The organism is Bacillus sp. V3B, assembly GCF_024494465.1.
Taxonomy (GTDB): domain Bacteria; phylum Bacillota; class Bacilli; order Bacillales; family Cytobacillaceae; genus Bacillus_BD.
The window spans coordinates 1-17,133 of record NZ_JAETXM010000004.1 but is presented as its reverse complement, the minus strand read 5'-3'; the positions used below and the strand labels follow the sequence as shown (position 1 = coordinate 17,133).

At 39.3% G+C, this 17,133-nt stretch carries 17 protein-coding genes and 1 pseudogene; 1 reads left to right on the top strand and 17 read right to left on the bottom strand.

From position 1 onward, the window contains the following. Positions 1 to 65 precede the first annotated feature (65 nt). The 13 genes from JMM81_RS07190 to JMM81_RS07130 all read right to left on the bottom strand — a co-directional run bounded on the left by JMM81_RS07190 (position 66) and on the right by JMM81_RS07130 (position 13,131). Complete coding sequence (locus tag JMM81_RS07190) at positions 66 to 4,529, bottom strand: hypothetical protein (protein WP_256240881.1); 4,464 nt, start codon at positions 4,527 to 4,529, stop codon at positions 66 to 68. After that, the gene (locus JMM81_RS07185) at positions 4,507 to 5,253 is read right to left on the bottom strand and encodes a DUF6063 family protein (RefSeq protein WP_256240880.1); all 747 of its coding nucleotides are present in this window, start codon (positions 5,251 to 5,253) and stop codon (positions 4,507 to 4,509) included. Before JMM81_RS07185 ends, JMM81_RS07190 begins: the two co-directional genes overlap by 23 nt. Beyond that, positions 5,253 to 6,764 (bottom strand): hypothetical protein, encoded by a 1,512-nt coding sequence (locus tag JMM81_RS07180; RefSeq protein ID WP_256240879.1) that lies wholly within the window; start codon positions 6,762 to 6,764, stop codon positions 5,253 to 5,255. The genes JMM81_RS07185 and JMM81_RS07180 overlap by 1 nt, the downstream gene beginning before the upstream one ends. Further along, positions 6,755 to 7,828 carry a Wadjet anti-phage system protein JetD domain-containing protein gene (locus tag JMM81_RS22890; RefSeq protein ID WP_256240878.1) on the bottom strand — a complete coding sequence of 358 codons (1,074 nt, stop codon included), beginning with the start codon at positions 7,826 to 7,828 and terminating at the stop codon, positions 6,755 to 6,757. Before JMM81_RS22890 ends, JMM81_RS07180 begins: the two co-directional genes overlap by 10 nt. Positions 7,829 to 8,904: 1,076 nt before the next feature. Then, on the bottom strand, positions 8,905 to 9,450 hold the full coding sequence (locus JMM81_RS07170) for a CBO0543 family protein (RefSeq protein ID WP_256240877.1): 546 nt from the start codon (positions 9,448 to 9,450) through the stop codon (positions 8,905 to 8,907). Between the two features lie 304 nt (positions 9,451 to 9,754). Continuing rightward, the gene (gene gerQ, locus JMM81_RS07165) at positions 9,755 to 10,273 is read right to left on the bottom strand and encodes a spore coat protein GerQ (RefSeq protein ID WP_256240876.1); all 519 of its coding nucleotides are present in this window, start codon (positions 10,271 to 10,273) and stop codon (positions 9,755 to 9,757) included. Between the two features lie 23 nt (positions 10,274 to 10,296). Then, positions 10,297 to 10,719 (bottom strand): cell wall hydrolase, encoded by a 423-nt coding sequence (locus JMM81_RS07160; RefSeq protein ID WP_256241093.1) that lies wholly within the window; start codon positions 10,717 to 10,719, stop codon positions 10,297 to 10,299. Between the two features lie 72 nt (positions 10,720 to 10,791). Beyond that, positions 10,792 to 11,055 (bottom strand): hypothetical protein, encoded by a 264-nt coding sequence (locus JMM81_RS07155; protein ID WP_256240875.1) that lies wholly within the window; start codon positions 11,053 to 11,055, stop codon positions 10,792 to 10,794. A 208-nt stretch (positions 11,056 to 11,263) separates the two neighbouring features. Then, positions 11,264 to 11,599: a DUF2290 domain-containing protein gene (locus JMM81_RS07150; RefSeq protein ID WP_256240874.1), complete on the bottom strand. Its 336-nt coding sequence runs from the start codon at positions 11,597 to 11,599 to the stop codon at positions 11,264 to 11,266. Positions 11,600 to 11,625: 26 nt separating this feature from the next. Continuing rightward, on the bottom strand, positions 11,626 to 11,826 hold the full coding sequence (locus JMM81_RS07145) for a hypothetical protein (protein WP_256240873.1): 201 nt from the start codon (positions 11,824 to 11,826) through the stop codon (positions 11,626 to 11,628). Beyond that, positions 11,798 to 11,920 (bottom strand): hypothetical protein, encoded by a 123-nt coding sequence (locus JMM81_RS07140; protein WP_256240872.1) that lies wholly within the window; start codon positions 11,918 to 11,920, stop codon positions 11,798 to 11,800. Before JMM81_RS07140 ends, JMM81_RS07145 begins: the two co-directional genes overlap by 29 nt. A gap of 386 nt (positions 11,921 to 12,306) precedes the next feature. Then, positions 12,307 to 12,618, bottom strand: a complete 312-nt coding sequence (locus JMM81_RS07135; RefSeq protein ID WP_256240871.1) for a hypothetical protein — start codon at positions 12,616 to 12,618, stop codon at positions 12,307 to 12,309. Positions 12,619 to 12,690: 72 nt separating this feature from the next. Then, complete coding sequence (locus JMM81_RS07130; protein WP_256240870.1) at positions 12,691 to 13,131, bottom strand: GNAT family N-acetyltransferase; 441 nt, start codon at positions 13,129 to 13,131, stop codon at positions 12,691 to 12,693. A gap of 507 nt (positions 13,132 to 13,638) precedes the next feature. Between JMM81_RS07130 and JMM81_RS07125 the strand changes: the two are divergent. After that, a pseudogene (locus tag JMM81_RS07125) lies at positions 13,639 to 14,043 on the top strand (DUF3900 domain-containing protein); the annotation flags it as partial. A 248-nt stretch (positions 14,044 to 14,291) separates the two neighbouring features. On the opposite strand, the gene JMM81_RS07120 reads toward JMM81_RS07125, so the two are convergent. From JMM81_RS07120 to JMM81_RS07105, 4 genes are all read right to left on the bottom strand, one after another. Next, positions 14,292 to 15,221 (bottom strand): hypothetical protein, encoded by a 930-nt coding sequence (locus JMM81_RS07120; RefSeq protein WP_256240869.1) that lies wholly within the window; start codon positions 15,219 to 15,221, stop codon positions 14,292 to 14,294. Between the two features lie 14 nt (positions 15,222 to 15,235). Beyond that, positions 15,236 to 15,571: a hypothetical protein gene (locus JMM81_RS07115; RefSeq protein ID WP_256240868.1), complete on the bottom strand. Its 336-nt coding sequence runs from the start codon at positions 15,569 to 15,571 to the stop codon at positions 15,236 to 15,238. A 315-nt stretch (positions 15,572 to 15,886) separates the two neighbouring features. Next, positions 15,887 to 16,222: a hypothetical protein gene (locus JMM81_RS07110; protein WP_256240867.1), complete on the bottom strand. Its 336-nt coding sequence runs from the start codon at positions 16,220 to 16,222 to the stop codon at positions 15,887 to 15,889. Positions 16,223 to 16,237: 15 nt separating this feature from the next. Next, a complete protein-coding gene (locus JMM81_RS07105) occupies positions 16,238 to 16,444 on the bottom strand; it encodes a helix-turn-helix domain-containing protein (RefSeq protein WP_256240866.1) in 207 nt (68 codons plus the stop codon). Between the last annotated feature and the right edge of the window lie 689 nt (positions 16,445 to 17,133).

Genomic DNA, 17,133 nt, shown 5'->3' with positions numbered 1-17,133 from the left:
TCCCACCTTCCATACAGAAAGTGAGACTTTTAATATTAAATCCTTAATTTTATCATTGTTTCATCTTATTGAACGACTTCCTCTCCCTGGTAAATCCGAAATGCTGGAACAATCGTGTCCGAAACAATTTCTTTTCCTTTTTCACGAATGAAGTCCAATTTATAATAGGCATCAAATCGTTGGCTGATTTCCGTTTTCACCAGTTCGGGCGGTGTGACGACGATGAACTGGAACTTCAGTTTTTCAGCCACTGCGAAGATCGGGTCAAGGACATGAGCCGATGCTGCTTGTCCGAACGGATTATCACAGACTAAAGGAACCCAGCTTTGATCGGTTTCACCTTTAACGGATAATAACATCATCATCATCACCATTCGGGCGGATAGCTTTTGTCCCCCACTTCCATCGGATTTCGTCTTAGAACCTTGATTAATCGTCTGCCATGTCGAATAATGCTCACGTTGCGGTTTCCCATACATAAGGGCATTATCCGTCCGCATATTATAGACGAGTAGCTCAGGATATCGATTTCGAAGGGAGACAAATAAAATTTGCTCATCACTAATGAGTTGTTTTATTTCTTGGTTTAAGGCTTGATTCGTATCATCAATCGTATCAAATTGTTCCGTAATTCTATTAATGGTCGAAACAAAATGCTGCTTCAGTAGTGGTTCGATCTCCTCCGCTTTTTTCGGTAAGATGTCTTCCTTGAGCTGGACGAGTGGGAAGGATCCTCGTTCATTTTTCAGCTTCATTTTCGCAATCATTGAACGAATCGCCTCTGAAATGCTCATCACTTTCATACTGGCACGGCTAGCCCAGAAGTTTTGAGCCTTTTCTGCCCTTTCTTTGTCGCGTTCTAATTGTTCTAATCCACTTTGTGAAAAACGTTTCATATTTTTAACGATGCTTTGAATATGGTTATAATGCCTTGTATCCATATGGTCTAATGTTGTTAATACTTCGTTTTTAAATCGTACCTCCCAATCTTTTCCTTCAATTGTAAGCTTTACATTACGAAGTGATTGTTCGATTTTCGCATGCTTTTCTTGGCCTTCTTCCTGAATCGCTTGATGTTCTTCGCACCAGGATAAGCTACAGGATTTTCCTTGAATCTTAATTTTTTCTATATCCTCTTCCGTAAAGGCGGCTGCTTCTTCCTTTAGGATGACAGAGAGAGTTAACAAATCCCCTTCATAACCCGTAATATTTGCTTCTGTTTCTTTTTGCCGTTTCTCAGCCTGCTTTATTTCGTCTTTCGTTCGTTTCGTTTGGTCTTTAATTTCGACGGCCTTTACTTCTAAGTCAAGGTCTGCCCATTCTTCAGGCTGTTTTTCATGCTTTGCTATCTTTTTTCCTGACTTTTCACGCTGTTCGGTCGCATGCTGTAGAGACGTTTCGGCTACAGTTACGGCCGTTCCTTGTTCCCGTTCTTCTTTTTCGGCTGCTTTTGCTTCCTTCTGGGCCGTTTGCAGCATATTTTCTAATATACTCATAGGCTCATCTGGCTCTGGAGCTTGATTCCAATCTTTATGATGAGTATTGAGTTTTTTCTCTAATTTCTTTTGCTGCTTTTGTTCGGTTTCTTTTTTGGCTTGAATAACGAGTAATTCTCGAGCCTGTTCTTCTTTTGATTTTTGCAGCTGTTTGAGCTCTTCGATGCTTCCATTGATCTCTTCTAATAAACGAGATGATAAGCGTGGAACCTCTTCACATGAATCTGCTTTTTCATCAGAAGGAAAAGTCGCTTCTTTCATAAAGAAGGATATCTCCTTTATACTTTGCTCGGTTGAGTGCTTCCATTCTACATACGTTTGATTCCACTTGTTTTGCAGCTCAACGATAGTTTCGTGCTCATTTCCAATTTCTTGCTGCCCGATGACCAGATTTTCTTTTTGTTTCTCTTTTTCTACTTTCACCCGTTTATTTTCTTGATGAAGATTTTTTTCTTGCTCAAACTCCTCTAATGTTTCCACATCTTTTGTCAGCTTTTCGATCTTTGCCTTTGTCTTTTCAAGTTGCTCTTTTTGCTGAAGCTGTAATTCTTTTTCTTTTTCCTCTTGTGTGGTGATTTCCTGTAATTTCGTTTTCTTAGAAAAAAGAGCATTCTGTTCCTGATCAATCGCTTTTTCGATTTCACTCGAAAGCTGACTTGATAAGAATCGATCGATTTCTTTTAAAATGCGACGTAAGGAGGTTTCGGTTTTCTCCATTTCACTGAGCGTATCTTTCTTCTCTTCTATTTGTTTTGCAATCTTTATTTTCCAGTTGGTGAAATGATTTTTATCTGTTAATAGCTCTTTCTCGGTTCCGTTCATGATCACAAAGGAGGCTTGCTGGTGATCGCTCTTCATTTCCTCACGCATGAAAATCGGAACAGGACTTTTAAACATTCTTCCTGAAAGAACCTGCTGATTAATTTTTTGCCATTGGTGTCGACTTACGACTAAACCGTATGGAAGGAGCGGATACGTCACAAATAAGTTCGCCATTTCCTCTGCACTTAAAGATTGAAGAAATTGAGTTCCATAAAACACATCAATACCCGTCTTCTCATCGATCCATTCTTTTAATTCTTTCACATCTTTATTCGCAATCCAGAAGGACTCATCATTTAAAGAATAGTCGAGTTGTGTTTCCCAAAGTTCTTTTTTTATTTGTTCCCCTTGTTGTCGATTCTGGCTTAGTACTTCTTCGATCTGTAAGCTATACTTCGATAAGCGAGACTGAGTCAATGGTGCACTGACGTCATCTAGTAAACCATGAAGCTTACCGGCTAGTTTGTCTTCCCTTTGCTTTTGCTCTTTATTTGCTGCCTTTAATTCTTCACATTTTTCTTCTGAAAACTGAATCGATTGAACGAGCGTACCATGAGAAGTGGCCAATTCATTTTGCTTTTCATTAGATGCTTTATCTTTTGCTTGCAGCTCTTCTAACTTTTCCTTTTTGTCTTCAATTTGTTTCGAAAGACTCTCGATAAAACCCTTTAAGTCATAGGTTAAGCGGTCACCAAATTCTTGAATGAGTGCCGCTTCCTTCGATTCAAAGGTATGCATTTGCGTATAGAGAAAGTCAATTTCAGTACTAAGCTGAGCAATGTCTTTTGTCTTTTGTTTATCCTGCTGCGACAGCTCTTTTCCTTTTTTCTTTAAGAACTTTTGATACCCAAAATATTGCTTAACTGCTTCTCGTATCGACTGAGAGGACTGCTCCCATTGCTGGGCTGCTTCTTTTTTGATTTCGTCCATTCGTTGATTCACTTGCTCGAGGCCACTATTTTGTTCCAATTTAGCGATCTGCTGAGAAAGGGAGCGAATGGTTTGCTCGTTTTCACTCCACTCTTTCAATAAAAGCTGAAAGGCAAGCTGGTCTTTTCGTTCCTGTTTCTCTTTCACGATGTCTTGTACGGAAGAATGCTTCTTTCGTTCTTCTACTAATTTCTGATCCCAATCCATTACCTCTCTATGTGCGTTTGCATACTCTAAATTATCTTTTTGATAGCGTAAATCGGCTTGCTTTAAAGTTAATTTCTCCATGTCTTTCTCTAAAGCAAGCAAACTTTCTTCTTCCGATTGCTTCAAATGCTCTAAAGCACCTAACAATTGTCTTCCTACTTTTATACTTTCTTCCACAATTTCTTTCTGCTGTATACCTTTTGCTAAATGATCTTCAAATGGAACAATATCTTCTAAAAACTCTTTATGGGCTTGCTCTCTTTTTAAAAGAACAGGCAGGTCCTTTGCGATACTTGCCTGGCTCTTGAAAATCTCCATAAGATCGTTCTTTTGATGCTCGGTTCGATGTAAGACTTGACTAATCGTCGGAATGATTCGTTTTTGGAACAGAGAATGATCATCTTCCGCTCCCTCAAAGTATTTCCCAACACCGCCTTCATCCTTGTTAATATCCTTCAAAATATCCCAGTCTTTCCGGTCAATTCCATATGTATCAAGGATGCGATAATGCTTCTTCGTATCTCGGTAAACGTCATATCCATTCCATTTTAAATAGTCTTTCAAGCTTTCGGTTTCAGCCACCTCATCATTTTCATAGAGTGGAATATGCTCAAGCGCCGCCTCTTCATTCCGTTCAAATTCTCTTGTATAAAAAGTAATATTCGGAAGGATCTTCGCTTCCTGTCCCAATGTTTTATTTTCATTTCCACTTTCTTCACTCATTGAGATCCGCTGTTCGGCTGAGAACATTCCTCCCGTGATCAGATGCCGGCAATCCGCACCATCCAATTCCCATTGAATGACCACATGAAAGGTATAGGGAATAAATTGCTCTTTATGATTAAAAAAGAACTGCTGATAATAACGATTGTTTTGTTTTCCCCACGACGTTCCAGGTTTGAGGATTTGGAAGATCGTTTGTAAGAATACCCCTTTCCCGCCGCCATTCATCATCGAAATGAGACCATTTGTTGAGGTCTCCTCATTATGAAAATCAAAAGTAATATCTTTATATTGCTTTTGCATGCCATCATACTTCAGGCCAACAATTCTAATTCGATGGATTTTCGGCATGCCAATCCTCCTCTGTTGTCATTAACTGTTTAAATAATTCATAGCGATCGTAATCGTGATACAAGTATTCAATTCGCTCAAAAAGCTCTTGTTTCGGAATGGCCTTTGGGATATCATTCTGATCCAGAATGACAACCAGCCCCTCCGTCTCTAATAAGCGCATAGCGCTGGCAATTAAACCGATTCTCGTTCGTCGATTGGCTTTTTTAACTCCGTAATCCTCTGTGTCAACTTCCATGTACTTCCACGTGGTCACAACTTCCTTCATATCAATTTGTTCTTCTTCTCCGAAGGTCGGTTTCGTTTTAAGAATACTATCCCAATTCATGATCAGGTCGTTGACTTGCCGTTCTAATGCGTAGTAGCTAATTCCTTCCCGCTTCGTACGGATTTTGGCAGCTTGGTTGCTGTCAATGACTGCTAAAAAAGCCATAATGACCACGCTAATTAAATGAAAGTGTTTTTTCGTTTCAATTTGACGATGCTTTTCTTTCATATGAGTAAAATTCGTCGCAAAGACGGAGCCGGTTGGCTGGACAACTAATTGGATACGTTTAGGTGATTCAATGATATATGTACCTGATTCATCTGCTAATAAAAGAACGGTCTGTCTCACTTCTGGATCAAAATACGTCTGGAAGTGTTCACTATTTTCGTCGATGACCTTCTCTTTTACTAACGAAAAATAGACAGCTGATGCTCTTTTGATCGTTTCTGCGTTCATCACTTCTCCTCCTGTACACATATTTTAAACGGGGTTATTTTCATTCGAGACAATCGGAAAGGCTCCGCTTGATGATCAAACTTGGTATAGATCTTCAAGCCTTCAAACACTTGAAATTGCGGGTATTCCTGCATGAGTTTATATAGAAGAATTTCCCGCTCATCGCTAAAGGTTTCTTCCTTCCGATGCAACACCTGAACCTTTAGCGGCTTTTTATCAAACATCATCCATAAATCAATGGTTTCTGATTCTTTAAACCATAAATCCTGCACTTCTAATGGCAACGTCGCTAAATCCGCTAACGAAAACTCTCCGTATGTTTGTAAATATTGAAAAACATAACTCCATGCCTGAATCACCGAATCCCAGTTCGTCACGCGCATCGTAGTAACCTTCTCTTCTGCTTCCTCTTCGATAACAGTATCGGTTACTTGTTTTTCATTGAATTCTTGTTCTCCCCAAATCCAATCAAGCGGCAAAATAAATTCATTCTTCGGTGAAAACAAAGGAGACAGAACCGTTTCGATTTGCGTAAAAGACTGAACGCCTTCCTTCATCAACCAATTTTCATAAATATGTTCTCGAAAAGAAACCAAGCTGTTCTCCCAAAACAGTGAAGGGTTTTCCACTTTTAATTTCATTTCATAGGAGATATTTTGAATAACAAGCTTCGCAAACCGATCATGCAATTGCCTTGTATGGCCAATTTTTTCTTGAAGAAGAATCAATTCTTTCTGAATATAATCATCTTCTTCATTTCTTCGTTTCGTTTTTTCGAGCATACTCATGATTGTACGAAAGTGATTTTTTTCTTCTTCAAATTGCTTTTCAATTTCACCCCGATTGTCGGCCCTTTGCCATTTTTCTTCCATCAATAAGATTTTGGGATTATTGATCATTTCCTTTTGAAAAGAAAATTCATTTGCCATTAAGCGGTTGACTCGTGAAATGAGGTGATCGAGGTTTCGCGTAGCTTTTCTGAAATTACCATTTTTAATCAACTGCATACTATAGAGTTGTTCAATCGTGATCGAGAACTCCTCCGCCATTTCCCTGCTCATAAAAATCATTTCCTGAGCGACATCGGTCAGTTTATAAACAATGGATCCACCCATCTCTAAATTCGTATATAATTCATCCATCGTGACATAGCGGAAGGTTTGCGTCTCCCAGGATTGTCTGATTTCATCATAATACAAGGCTTCAAACGGTTTACTATATTCTTCTTTTCCCTGATACAGGAGCCCACTTGTAATCCGATCAATTTGCTTATCGTCGGCTAAAAGCTTCATTTGTTTAATGGAATATTCTACCATATACTTGATATCTGATTTGCTTCGATGATCATCATCATTTAATTCTCGATAAAAGATGGTGAGAAGCACTTGCATGAGAATCGTTTGGAGATGAGGTTTCAGCTCCCCTACTTCCATTCCTCTCCCAAGCTCAAACAGTGGATTTAATCGTTGCATTCGCTGGGCGAACCCTTCCCATGATTCGTTCACATCCATCTCCTCCATGTTTCGATTGTTAAGACTTCTTGTGGGATCCGCTTATTTTCCTGCCATAATTGCATCAGTAACGCTTGCTCTTCTTCCGTAAACCATTGAAAGAATCCATCACGGTATTTGCTGTTTTGTGTTTGGCCGCTTTTCTGGTCATTCTTTTGGTCTAGACATTCGAGCATTTTGCGATAAATTTTTAAGGCAGGTTGAATCCAGCAATCTGGATATTTTTCGATCAGTCGAATGAAGATCCCGTATCCTGTAGCATCCAAATTTCCTACATAATAGAAAAGATAAGATTTAGGCGGAAACATTCGAAAGAAAAAGGAAAAACTCCGTTCAATTTTCGTTCCATCCCCATAAATAATCAGTTCAGGTTCATAATCAAGTTGATTGTTTTCCAATAACTGAATAGCAGTATGGAAGAATGATCGATTTTCAACAATCAAGACCCGCTGAATATCTTTGAAATCTTTCCCTTGTTTCAGCCAAAAGACAAAAGGCTCCCCGTAGTGCACCATTTTAAGCTGCTCTTCTGAAATGCCCATTCTAGCTAAAAAGCCTTTTCCCTCAGGAAAAAGATCACTGTCTAGTAAAAACTTTTCATGACCAACGAGCTCCAGGCTTCTTTCTTCGACTGACACGACTTCCCGTTCCTGATTGGATTGAAGAAAATGATATACATTCTGGATTCGGGTCCATTCCTCAGGCGTTTGGTATTCGGGATGATTTTCATAGTAGGAAAAATCAAACACATCACTTAATTTCATCATCTCCAGACGATCCCATTTGGTTGCCTGAACTTTTATATTCACCCAGTAATATAATGGGAGAGCGGGTGTCCTTCCATTGTATTGATTATTTTGAATCGGAATCAGTTGTCCTTCCGCTACCAATGTTTCGATGGCATGAAAAAACAACGAATACCCATCCATTTCAACATAATCATCCAAAAGCTTGCGCAGCTGAAGTTCTAAATCGTTGATATTTATTTTCTTTTTTTGATTAGGGTGTTGAATATCAGTTATAAAACCTCTCACCCTTGTTTCAATAATATCGATGCTATTCACCTACTTACATCTTCTGAGTTTCATAATAGACTCCTATTATCCAAATTGGACATCCTAATATTATAAACTAGTTGTGTTATTCTTGGTAAATGAATTTTATTTTTATATAATGGTCGGCTGCAAATGAACAACACCTTTATTGGTCCAACCAAGGACTGGAAGATTAGAAAGGGAATGCGCTTTTTTCGGAGGGCTTGATATAACCTCGAAAGGTAGGCCTGGTATACGCAAAAGGTAGGCCTGGTATACGCAAAACGATAATGGCTTGGCCGAATTTAAGGAAGTGCATATAAGTTCTTGAAATAATATCAAAAAACCATACGAGTGAATAACTCCCGTACGGTATAACATTCGATAATATGTCTAGTTGGCGGAACTGTGTGGGAATCGAACCCATCAGACCTGGAACGCAGGTCTCAAGCGGTTTTAAAGTTAGAGGGAAGATATCTTTTTTGGCCAAATTTAGTTTTGTTTAATGATGCAGAATCTTGATTTAATACGGTTTATAACAATTTTAATCTCGTTTAAATTTATCTATTAATATTTAAAAACATCTAGTCGGTGACCAAGCTGTGACCAAAAATGCGATCAATTCGCTTAGTATTGATGGGGTTTATATCACCTTATAACATGCAACAGTTAGAGCCACTTGACTAAATCCCGTAAATAGCGCTTCGCTGAACGTATTTGTTAAAACACTATAATACAAATTCGTAAAAATTTCTAATATCAGATCTTGCAACCTCTGGGAGTGTCCCAGTATACGTTTGCACGACCCTTGACATGTTTTGATATTGACATCTTCATCATTAAACCCGTGCAGAATCGGGAAGTTATCTTGATTAAAAATCTCCCTCACATTCTGCACATACTGCTCAGATAAATGCGGAGCATATTCAATGACAGAGCGTACCTTGGTTCTCAAACAGTTTCTAAAAAGTTTTTAAATATACAAATTTCCATACTATCATTCCTGTAATTCATCCATAAATTTGTCATTACTATTCAAGTAAAGTTAAACGAATGTGTTTGATGTTAGATTCCCATGTTTTCATTTCCTTCAGGCGTTAAAATTTTCAACTGATTCCAGCGAACTTTTCCCTCTTACTGATAAAATGAGCGAGTAAATAAATTACCATCATAATGGGAAAAGAATAAATGTAATTCCAATTCATTGGCTTATAAAGACCTAACCAAGTTAATAGTGGAAGACCTATAAAAGAAGTTAGTGCTCCTAAAAATACTGCTTTAAACCATGGGTTTATATTTGGTTTAAACAACAAAAGCAGCATAATGACTGTGGGAAGAAAGAAAAAATCCCAAGGAATATAAGCTTCCGCTGGCAGTAGTTCATAGCTGTATTCCCAAAGTCCAAAAGTTATACCAGTTAGGTTTAAAAAGGTAGTCAGCATAGCCGTGAAAAATCCAGCATAAAACAAGCGGTCAGCATTTTTGTATTTCCGTAGCCAAACCCAAATCAACAAACAAATAATAATAATTGCTATGCCGATACACCACCGCCAACTTAGAAAAACGTAATCGAACCATATTTGGATTTTTTCGTTATAGGCTTGCCTAAAAAGCTCTGAATTTTTCTCCATTAACGATTTAACATTCTCCATTAGGACTACCCCCCCCAAAAAATTCTTTTACGGTTAGGTTTACCAAGTAAGAAATGATTATGACATAAAAAAAGCAAAATAGCCCAGTTAACTATAAACTGGACTATTATCCTCGAAATCGACGCCAGTAGGCACATCTTGCTTCTGGATATTAACCGACCACCGAGTCATTCCCTGTTGCAACCTAAGAGGCGGAAACGTTCGCTTCAATTTATTGCCGGATTTGCATTCTATATGTGCTCAGAACTAAAAACCCGCTCATTTTCAAAAAAAGAAGTAAGCGGGTTTTTAGCGTTCTACAAACTCATTCCGATGTCGTCAGGGACGCCTGGACATCCGGACTGATTTCTTGTAAAGGATAGTTAACTTCTTCCCCGAATTCCACCCAGTCGAGATTTGCCATCAGCAGCAGGTAGCGTTTACCGCTGGCCGGGTCACTGATGATGATGTGGTCACGACCGGCCGTTTCTACGCGCCCATGGTAAACCATCGCATTCCATTTGTTATTACCTTGGTAAGTAAAGTAGAATGTACCGATCTTACCTTTGTTGAAGCGTAGGATATTTTCGATAAAGGATTCTTCCCTCACACCTCCCAACGGGACCGTCGGGACGGCAAACGAGGGTCCCGAAGGCATAGCCATCGGGAAGCTGGCAGGTTGTGCTCCAGCAGGCATCGTCGCCGGGAAGCCGGCAGAATGTGCTCCAGCAGGCATCGTCGCTGGGAAGCCGGCAGGTTGTGCGACACTGCCCCGCATCATGGAAGTTGGATAAAAACCAGGATAATAATTCATTGAATAATAACTAGAGTCTTCGCAAGTCATGAGAAGATCCGCTCCTTTTTCATTTATCTATAAAACTCTGGGCAGTAGCCCGGTACAGCGACATAGAAGCAATGATTCTTGTGCGCAAAATCGAACTGCGTCATGGGTGATCTTGGCATCGTGGGGCTACAAGGAGCTCGGAACGTTTTCCCCGGACTGGGGTTAAAAAACCATAAATTCATTCTGGACCGAGGTTCCCTATAACCCTGCAACAAATCCCTAGCCCTCTGGAGGTCAGCTTCTTTGGGACGTTGTGTATACAATGCTCCATTTAAGACGGGCTCGAAGTGAGGAATTTCAGTTCCAGGTATGGTTTGATAGATCGCATGTCTGATATTGCGCAACCCTTTGAAGTCAGGAGCACAGTCAGCCTCGACCCGATTGGCCACGACCGTTCCTACCATGCTCATCCCTTCGACTCCTTCACCGATCGCTTCCGCCAACATGAGCCTCGCTAACTCCTCCACGTCACGTGAAGTATGTTTTATTCGTCTCCCCATTTTCTCACCACCTTCGGCTTATATAGGTAACTTATTGCCTGAAGCTGGTTTTGGTAACTTGCCTATAAGCCCAAACTTTGGTATTTGCACCGAAACCCTTGTACGCCTTGTTTTTATTTCAGCGGCTTCCAATTTTACAAATCCATCATCCAGATGGACATTTTCTCTACGAATCGCTACTAACTCTGAAACCAGCCAGTTTATAACGGTTTTGTTAATCAGCATCACACGGTCTAGCTTTAGACTGGGCGAAAACTGCGTATGTATTTCGCTAATAATCAACGGTAACAGTCACCGTAAACCCTTGCGGCTGTAAGGTTCATTGGAGGGACCGTCTGGGAACCGACCCCACCTGACCTGACACGCAGGTCACAAGAGATTTTGAAGTTAGAGGATTGGTGTTATGGCTTGTTATTTCTAGTTATCGCTAGTGATCGATAATCCTTCATTTTAAAGGGTTTTCGGGCAATCTAATATAATTTAGTTATTTCTAATTTACACTAAAGTACAATTCCAAGAAGTCGGTATGGGACATAGCTTTCTTCCATTTTTTATAATATATATGCCTTATAACAAATCCAACAAATGCTTGCAGTGATAATACCATAGTCATTGGTATCCTTTCTTGATTCTCATGACCAATATGGAGATGAGATGTCGGATATATTATACTAATATATTGTTTTGGATTATAATCATATCTTATTAGGGTTACACTATTTGAGATTTTTGCTTCACTTATAAGTTGTTCATAATCCCTATAAAAAGGTCTATCTTCAATAGAGTCCAGTAAATAATCTTCGGTATTAAAACCAAATTGTTCCATAAACTTAACTCAAACCTTCCCATAAGTTAGTTATGTTCAAATTCCTGTTCTATCTCCCCACTCCAAATATTTAAACAAGTTGGACAATTTTTGATATCATTCAGTTTTGCAAACTGTTCGCAGCGGTAGTTCTCTTTATCAGGTAAGTCTTTCACAACTTCACCACAGGTTGTTTTAATATGATTTTCTGTTACCCTACTAATCCCACTTATGCCAATAACCTTCATGATCGTATAATTCACAAAGGCGATTCATATAAGGTGTAATTTTAATCATTCTTTCTAAAATTTGTTTCTGTAGTGCTTTGTTTATTTTAGTCACTTCTAAGCCCTCCTAAAATACGCCTAGCTCGTCTAACTCGGTTGATAGTCGTTTACGGTCTGTCCCGCCTATTTACAAAATAAGTGTCATTATTAGCGTACATACCGACACCTAACTTGCCTAGTAAATTTGATGACATACCTTGAGCGTTAATTTTTCGTGCAATTTCTCCCGTGAGCTTATTCCATGCAATGTATAACAATCGGTCTAACTTACGAACTTTGCCTCGCTTGTATTCTCAAATAACATTCATAAATACATCTACGTACGATTCTCCGTGTTCTTCAACGGTTATAGATTTATCTACAGCTGCCTTTGCACCTATTAAACTACCATATCAATTCCACTTTCTTTAAGTCTTTCTCTCCTACTGTTAAATAACTTATCTAACGCGCTATCATGAACTCTTTTGTTTTCTTTGTTTCCGGTTTATAGGACGAATTCTTTTTGTTGTTCAAGTAGGTAATGATGTCGGAAAAAGGAATAGGTTTACTTGTTGTAATCTTTGTTGTAGTCTTTGTTGAAGTCTCTGTAGTAATCTCTGGTATTGCTTGGGACATTTTGTCCTCTTCTAAAGGACAAATTGGAACAACGATCGTGCCAATTTGTCCTGTCGATGATTCCAAAACAGCCTGTGCATCGGACTCTAATTCTGCCAACCTTTTATAGTCAATGGAGTACCATTTGGTTTTATCCATTTTTAATCGATCAACCCCATTTTCTGTGCGAGTGACGGTAGGATGATGATGGGATTGTCATAAATTAATAGCTTACTCATTTTCATTTCCTCCTTTTGATGACAACATGTAAGTACCGTAGTTCTTCGAATAGATCTCATTTTTTCGATGTGGAAATCGATTAAAAATATATAGATTGCGATCCTGGGAACCGTTTACTCTTTCTGTTTCATAGATCGTGAAAATGCCCATTCGCTTTGCCTTTCCTAGCATTCTTTTAAAAGTAGATCGAGAAATCCCATGATTGCGATATTCTTCATGAACTGCTTGTAAAACGGTTCCAATCTTCACATGACACACTCCTGGGATACATTCCGAAAAACGAACCAGCTGTTTTAAACCGACTTTCTCCCCTTTTGTCAACTCTTTCTTGTAATCTAGCAGCCACAGCTCCATATGTTGATTAAATTCTTCTAGTGATTGAAATTGAGAAAAATGATCATACTGTTCCATTGTGCCTGATTTTATGTGCATCCTATTGCACCACCCTTTCATCTCTTTTATAAAGATTTAGGCTGAAAAATGGCTCTATGAATTTATTACAGTTTTGTGAACCGTTCTATTGGACCTTTACGCTATCCCCATCCATTCTTTTTGTCCTCCACTATTTTTAAAAATAGATTCAAAGGAGAACATGTGATGAAAGGGTGGCATCAAAAAAATAGTTTAAACAAAATCAAAATTCATAGAGCACTTTTGGGAGTCTTTTTTATATATAAAGAGTGAAAGGAGAGGATGAAACATGGCAGAAGTAATGGTAAAGGATTTAAAATTGTGTGTGACTTATGAAACAGGATTGAAGCAAAACTAGATACGGTTGTACAGTCGATTCAAAGTCCACCCGATCGAATAAGTGGTAAGTAGAAATCCGCTTATGACTGCCTTAACAAAGTTCGCTGACGCCCCCAAAAATCTTGTTTCATACGGTTGTTCCACAAATAATTTAGAAGAAAAAAAGTTAGTCTCCTTCAAATTAGGCTCGAAGAAGGAATGGTTGAAGAAGGTGAATTAAAAATCCATCAGGCTTCACATGCACGTTATTTTGAAGACTTCTTAAAGTTTGTGGAGCATGGGGAATCAATGCCTGAGATTGTCAAAACAAAACTGGTGTCGATGTTGCAGGAGCATTTTTACGAAGAGTATACGGAAGAAAGCGAAGAACGGGAGCGGTTTGACACCGCTATGGATGTGTGGGCAACAAGTCTGAAGCGAGAATTGCAGAAACGGCTTGATACCAATCAATTCATGGAAGCGGCTGCTCAAATTATCGAGCATACTCCTGACATTGATTTAAGAATGAAACTTGACCATATTTCCCTAAATGCCCTCTTGTCCGACTTTGGTGATGCTGTTCATATTGCGAAGGTGAATGGACGCTATTTAAGCGCTCGTCGTACTCCTTCACTACTTCGTCTATTATCGTATGATACTGCTTGCGGTTGGATTTCCGTAACTCTAGCGTATTTGCTTGAGCTTCCTCGGGGTGTGGCGTCATTGATACAGCTCTAAACGTTCCTGTTAGATCGTCGTATAATTTTAGCGTTGTTTCTTCGTCGATAATCCCTAACTTAATAACGTCTTCTATTTCAGTTGCGTACTGTTTCCGCTGGCGTTCGCTCATTTTATCGCCTCCTTTATATTTCATAGTTTGCCCACTGCTTCAATAGTCCGCGCATACGACTTGATGGTAGATATAACTCTACTGGCTTGCCGTTTCGAATCTGTGAACGGTAGATCCACTGTAATAAGTCGCTAACTGCCAGTAAATTATCATTTACCTTGACGCCATTGTCTTGGAAGAATACTTTGATATCTTGTTGCATGTAACGATTAAATACATAAGCGATCGCCCATTTATGTGAGTAAGCATTTGTTGCTCTTGCGTTATGTGGAATTACTACTTTAGGCGGTTGTCGCTTTCCTTGATCCTCTTTTTTAACTTTTGGCTCTTTGTATCCTTTTGGTTGTATGATCTTTTCTATTTCTTTCAACGTTGAGTAATAGACGTCGTCGCGCTTTGCCTTAACTACGTTTTGAAAGTAGTTTTTGAGATTGTTCTGTATCACCTTCATAAAGTCAATATCGCCAGCTGCGTGCATACGCTTTAAATAACCTACACTTAACGCATTCTTACGCTCCCCTAGGTCGTTCATTTTTCCGTCGTATATGTTGATTAGCGAATATAGTTCTTGTCTGCTTTCGTTCATAACTTGGTAGTCTGCCAGCTCGTACCACTCGCCCATCTCCTTTATAGAACGATAGTTATACTCGAATCCGTACAAGTCGAAGTAATACCGTTGGGTCTGTCCGTTGAATAGGTATGTCATGACTGTTACTTTGTCCACTGCTTCAAATACGCTAGGAGGGAACGCCCACACCAGAAACTTGCCGCGATAATAGAAAAGGTTGCCCGCTTGCGCTACCATGCGAATATCCATGTAACGGCTATTATCTTGCGGATCTCCTGTCCAAATAACCTTACCGTCTTTTATCACGATGTCTCCGGCACGCTCTAACTTCGTGATGTCCGAAGGCTTAACGTTTACTGGTGCTACGCAATCCATTACCTCGTCCAAAATTAACGTATAACCGCTATATCCGTTAGCAACTCGATTAGTTCATCATCTGCGGTCTTAAATAGCGAATGTGTGGAAGCTATGTCCGCACCTTGTACGATTAAATCCTTTAGGCTGCGCAACTTCCTGCCCTCGTCATTTTCGTTGTTTGGCTCTACAAAATGTCGGTTAGTTACGCTCTCTTTAATCCGTGTAACCTCGTCCAGGAATGGCGTTATATAGATAAACTTGTCTAGCGGACTTGCTTCGTTCATATGTTGAATCGCCCACTGCGTTTTACCACTTCCCATTATCGAGTCAATTACAGTTATCTCCTTGCGTTCAGTTCCTTCATTCATTCGATCAACCCTCCTGTTTATTTCGTTGTAAATTCGCGCTACGTGACTCCGGTTTAGGAAGATAGCGTCCTAAAATTTCGTAGAAACGTTGATATACCATGGTTTATAGCGTCTCTCCCTTAAAAGGAAAAGGTACTCTTTTTCGTTAATAGATAACGGATAAGAAAGGTATATAGCAATCGGTTTGTGATTGCTGGCGAAGCCTTTGAATTGGAACAATTCTCGTACAGTCCGTTATTAATCCTTAAGTAACTAAGGTCGCTACGCGCCCTGCAACTCCTTACGTCGTTGCCATAGGCTTTGAGCGAAAATTAATTATCTAATACTAGTACCGTTACTACCTTTTTCGATAGCAATCGTTTTTAGGCGATCTCTTCGATAGACGTAGATAAACCCGAATTGCATAAACGGATATTTTTTCGTAGATACGTAGGATTCGAAGCTTTCTGCTATCCAATCTCTAACGGCTTCATTTCCGTATTGAGTAGTAGCGTGTTTAAGCATTCTGCGTTCCCTATAATCGTTAGGTTCTTCGTATTCAACGCCGTAGCGGTTCCTTGTTTCGTATTGAAACCAACGCAAGAACGTTGTTACTGTCCATTCATTAATGGGTAACCTTCTCCAGTCATACTTACTGATTCGTTTAGTCATCCCTCTTCGCTCCCCTTAATTTAACTTCGTTAATTCCGCTACTTTGCTGATATGTTCCGCGCCAAACTCTTCCACGACTTTCTCTGCTAACTTCGACAAGCATCTACGCTCTCCCGTTTCGATCTTAGCGACAAGTGAAGGTGATACTTGCAACCTCTCCGCCATTTCGTGTTGAGATAAGCCGTTTACCTTTCTTATCGTTGTAAATAACCTTGCGTTCATTTCGATACCTCTCTTCCATGATGATTTTCGTACATTACTGTTAAAAATTTTTAGAGTGACTCTCGACGCCTATACACGTTCTAATAACACTTTGGAAGACATTTGTGATGCATGCTCCGCGAGATTTTTTTTGCTGCACACATTCTAATAACACCGTGGATAGCATTCGTGGGACATATAGACGTAATTTCAACGCCTATACTCTCTAATACCACCAAACACCATGAAAAGCGGACACCCTCTTAGCAACTTTTTTGTTGCATACACTCTAATACCAAAATAAAGTGCGTTTGTGGGACATTGAACACGAAAAAAGTTTCTCTCGAGTACTAATACCAATTTTGATGCGGTTTGTGATGTAACTTCGTAAAATTTTTTCGCCTTATTACCGATCTTGCAAAGGATTTAGATCACTTTAAGGTATAAAATGACTTAATTTTGTAACGAGCGTAATAACCTCCAAACAGGAAATAAATGATCGTGGTAAATATGAGGAAGTTGTTAGTAGACATCAGCGATGGTTTGGTGATTTTATTTCGCAGTAAACCGATAAGCCCCTACTAGTAAAGTTAACGCGTTCAATATTATTGGGAGAGAAAAATACTAATAGCACAGCAAATGACATACTAATTAGCATAGATTTTAACAAGAAACCAACAGTATAAATAACAAACAAAAACGCTCAGATT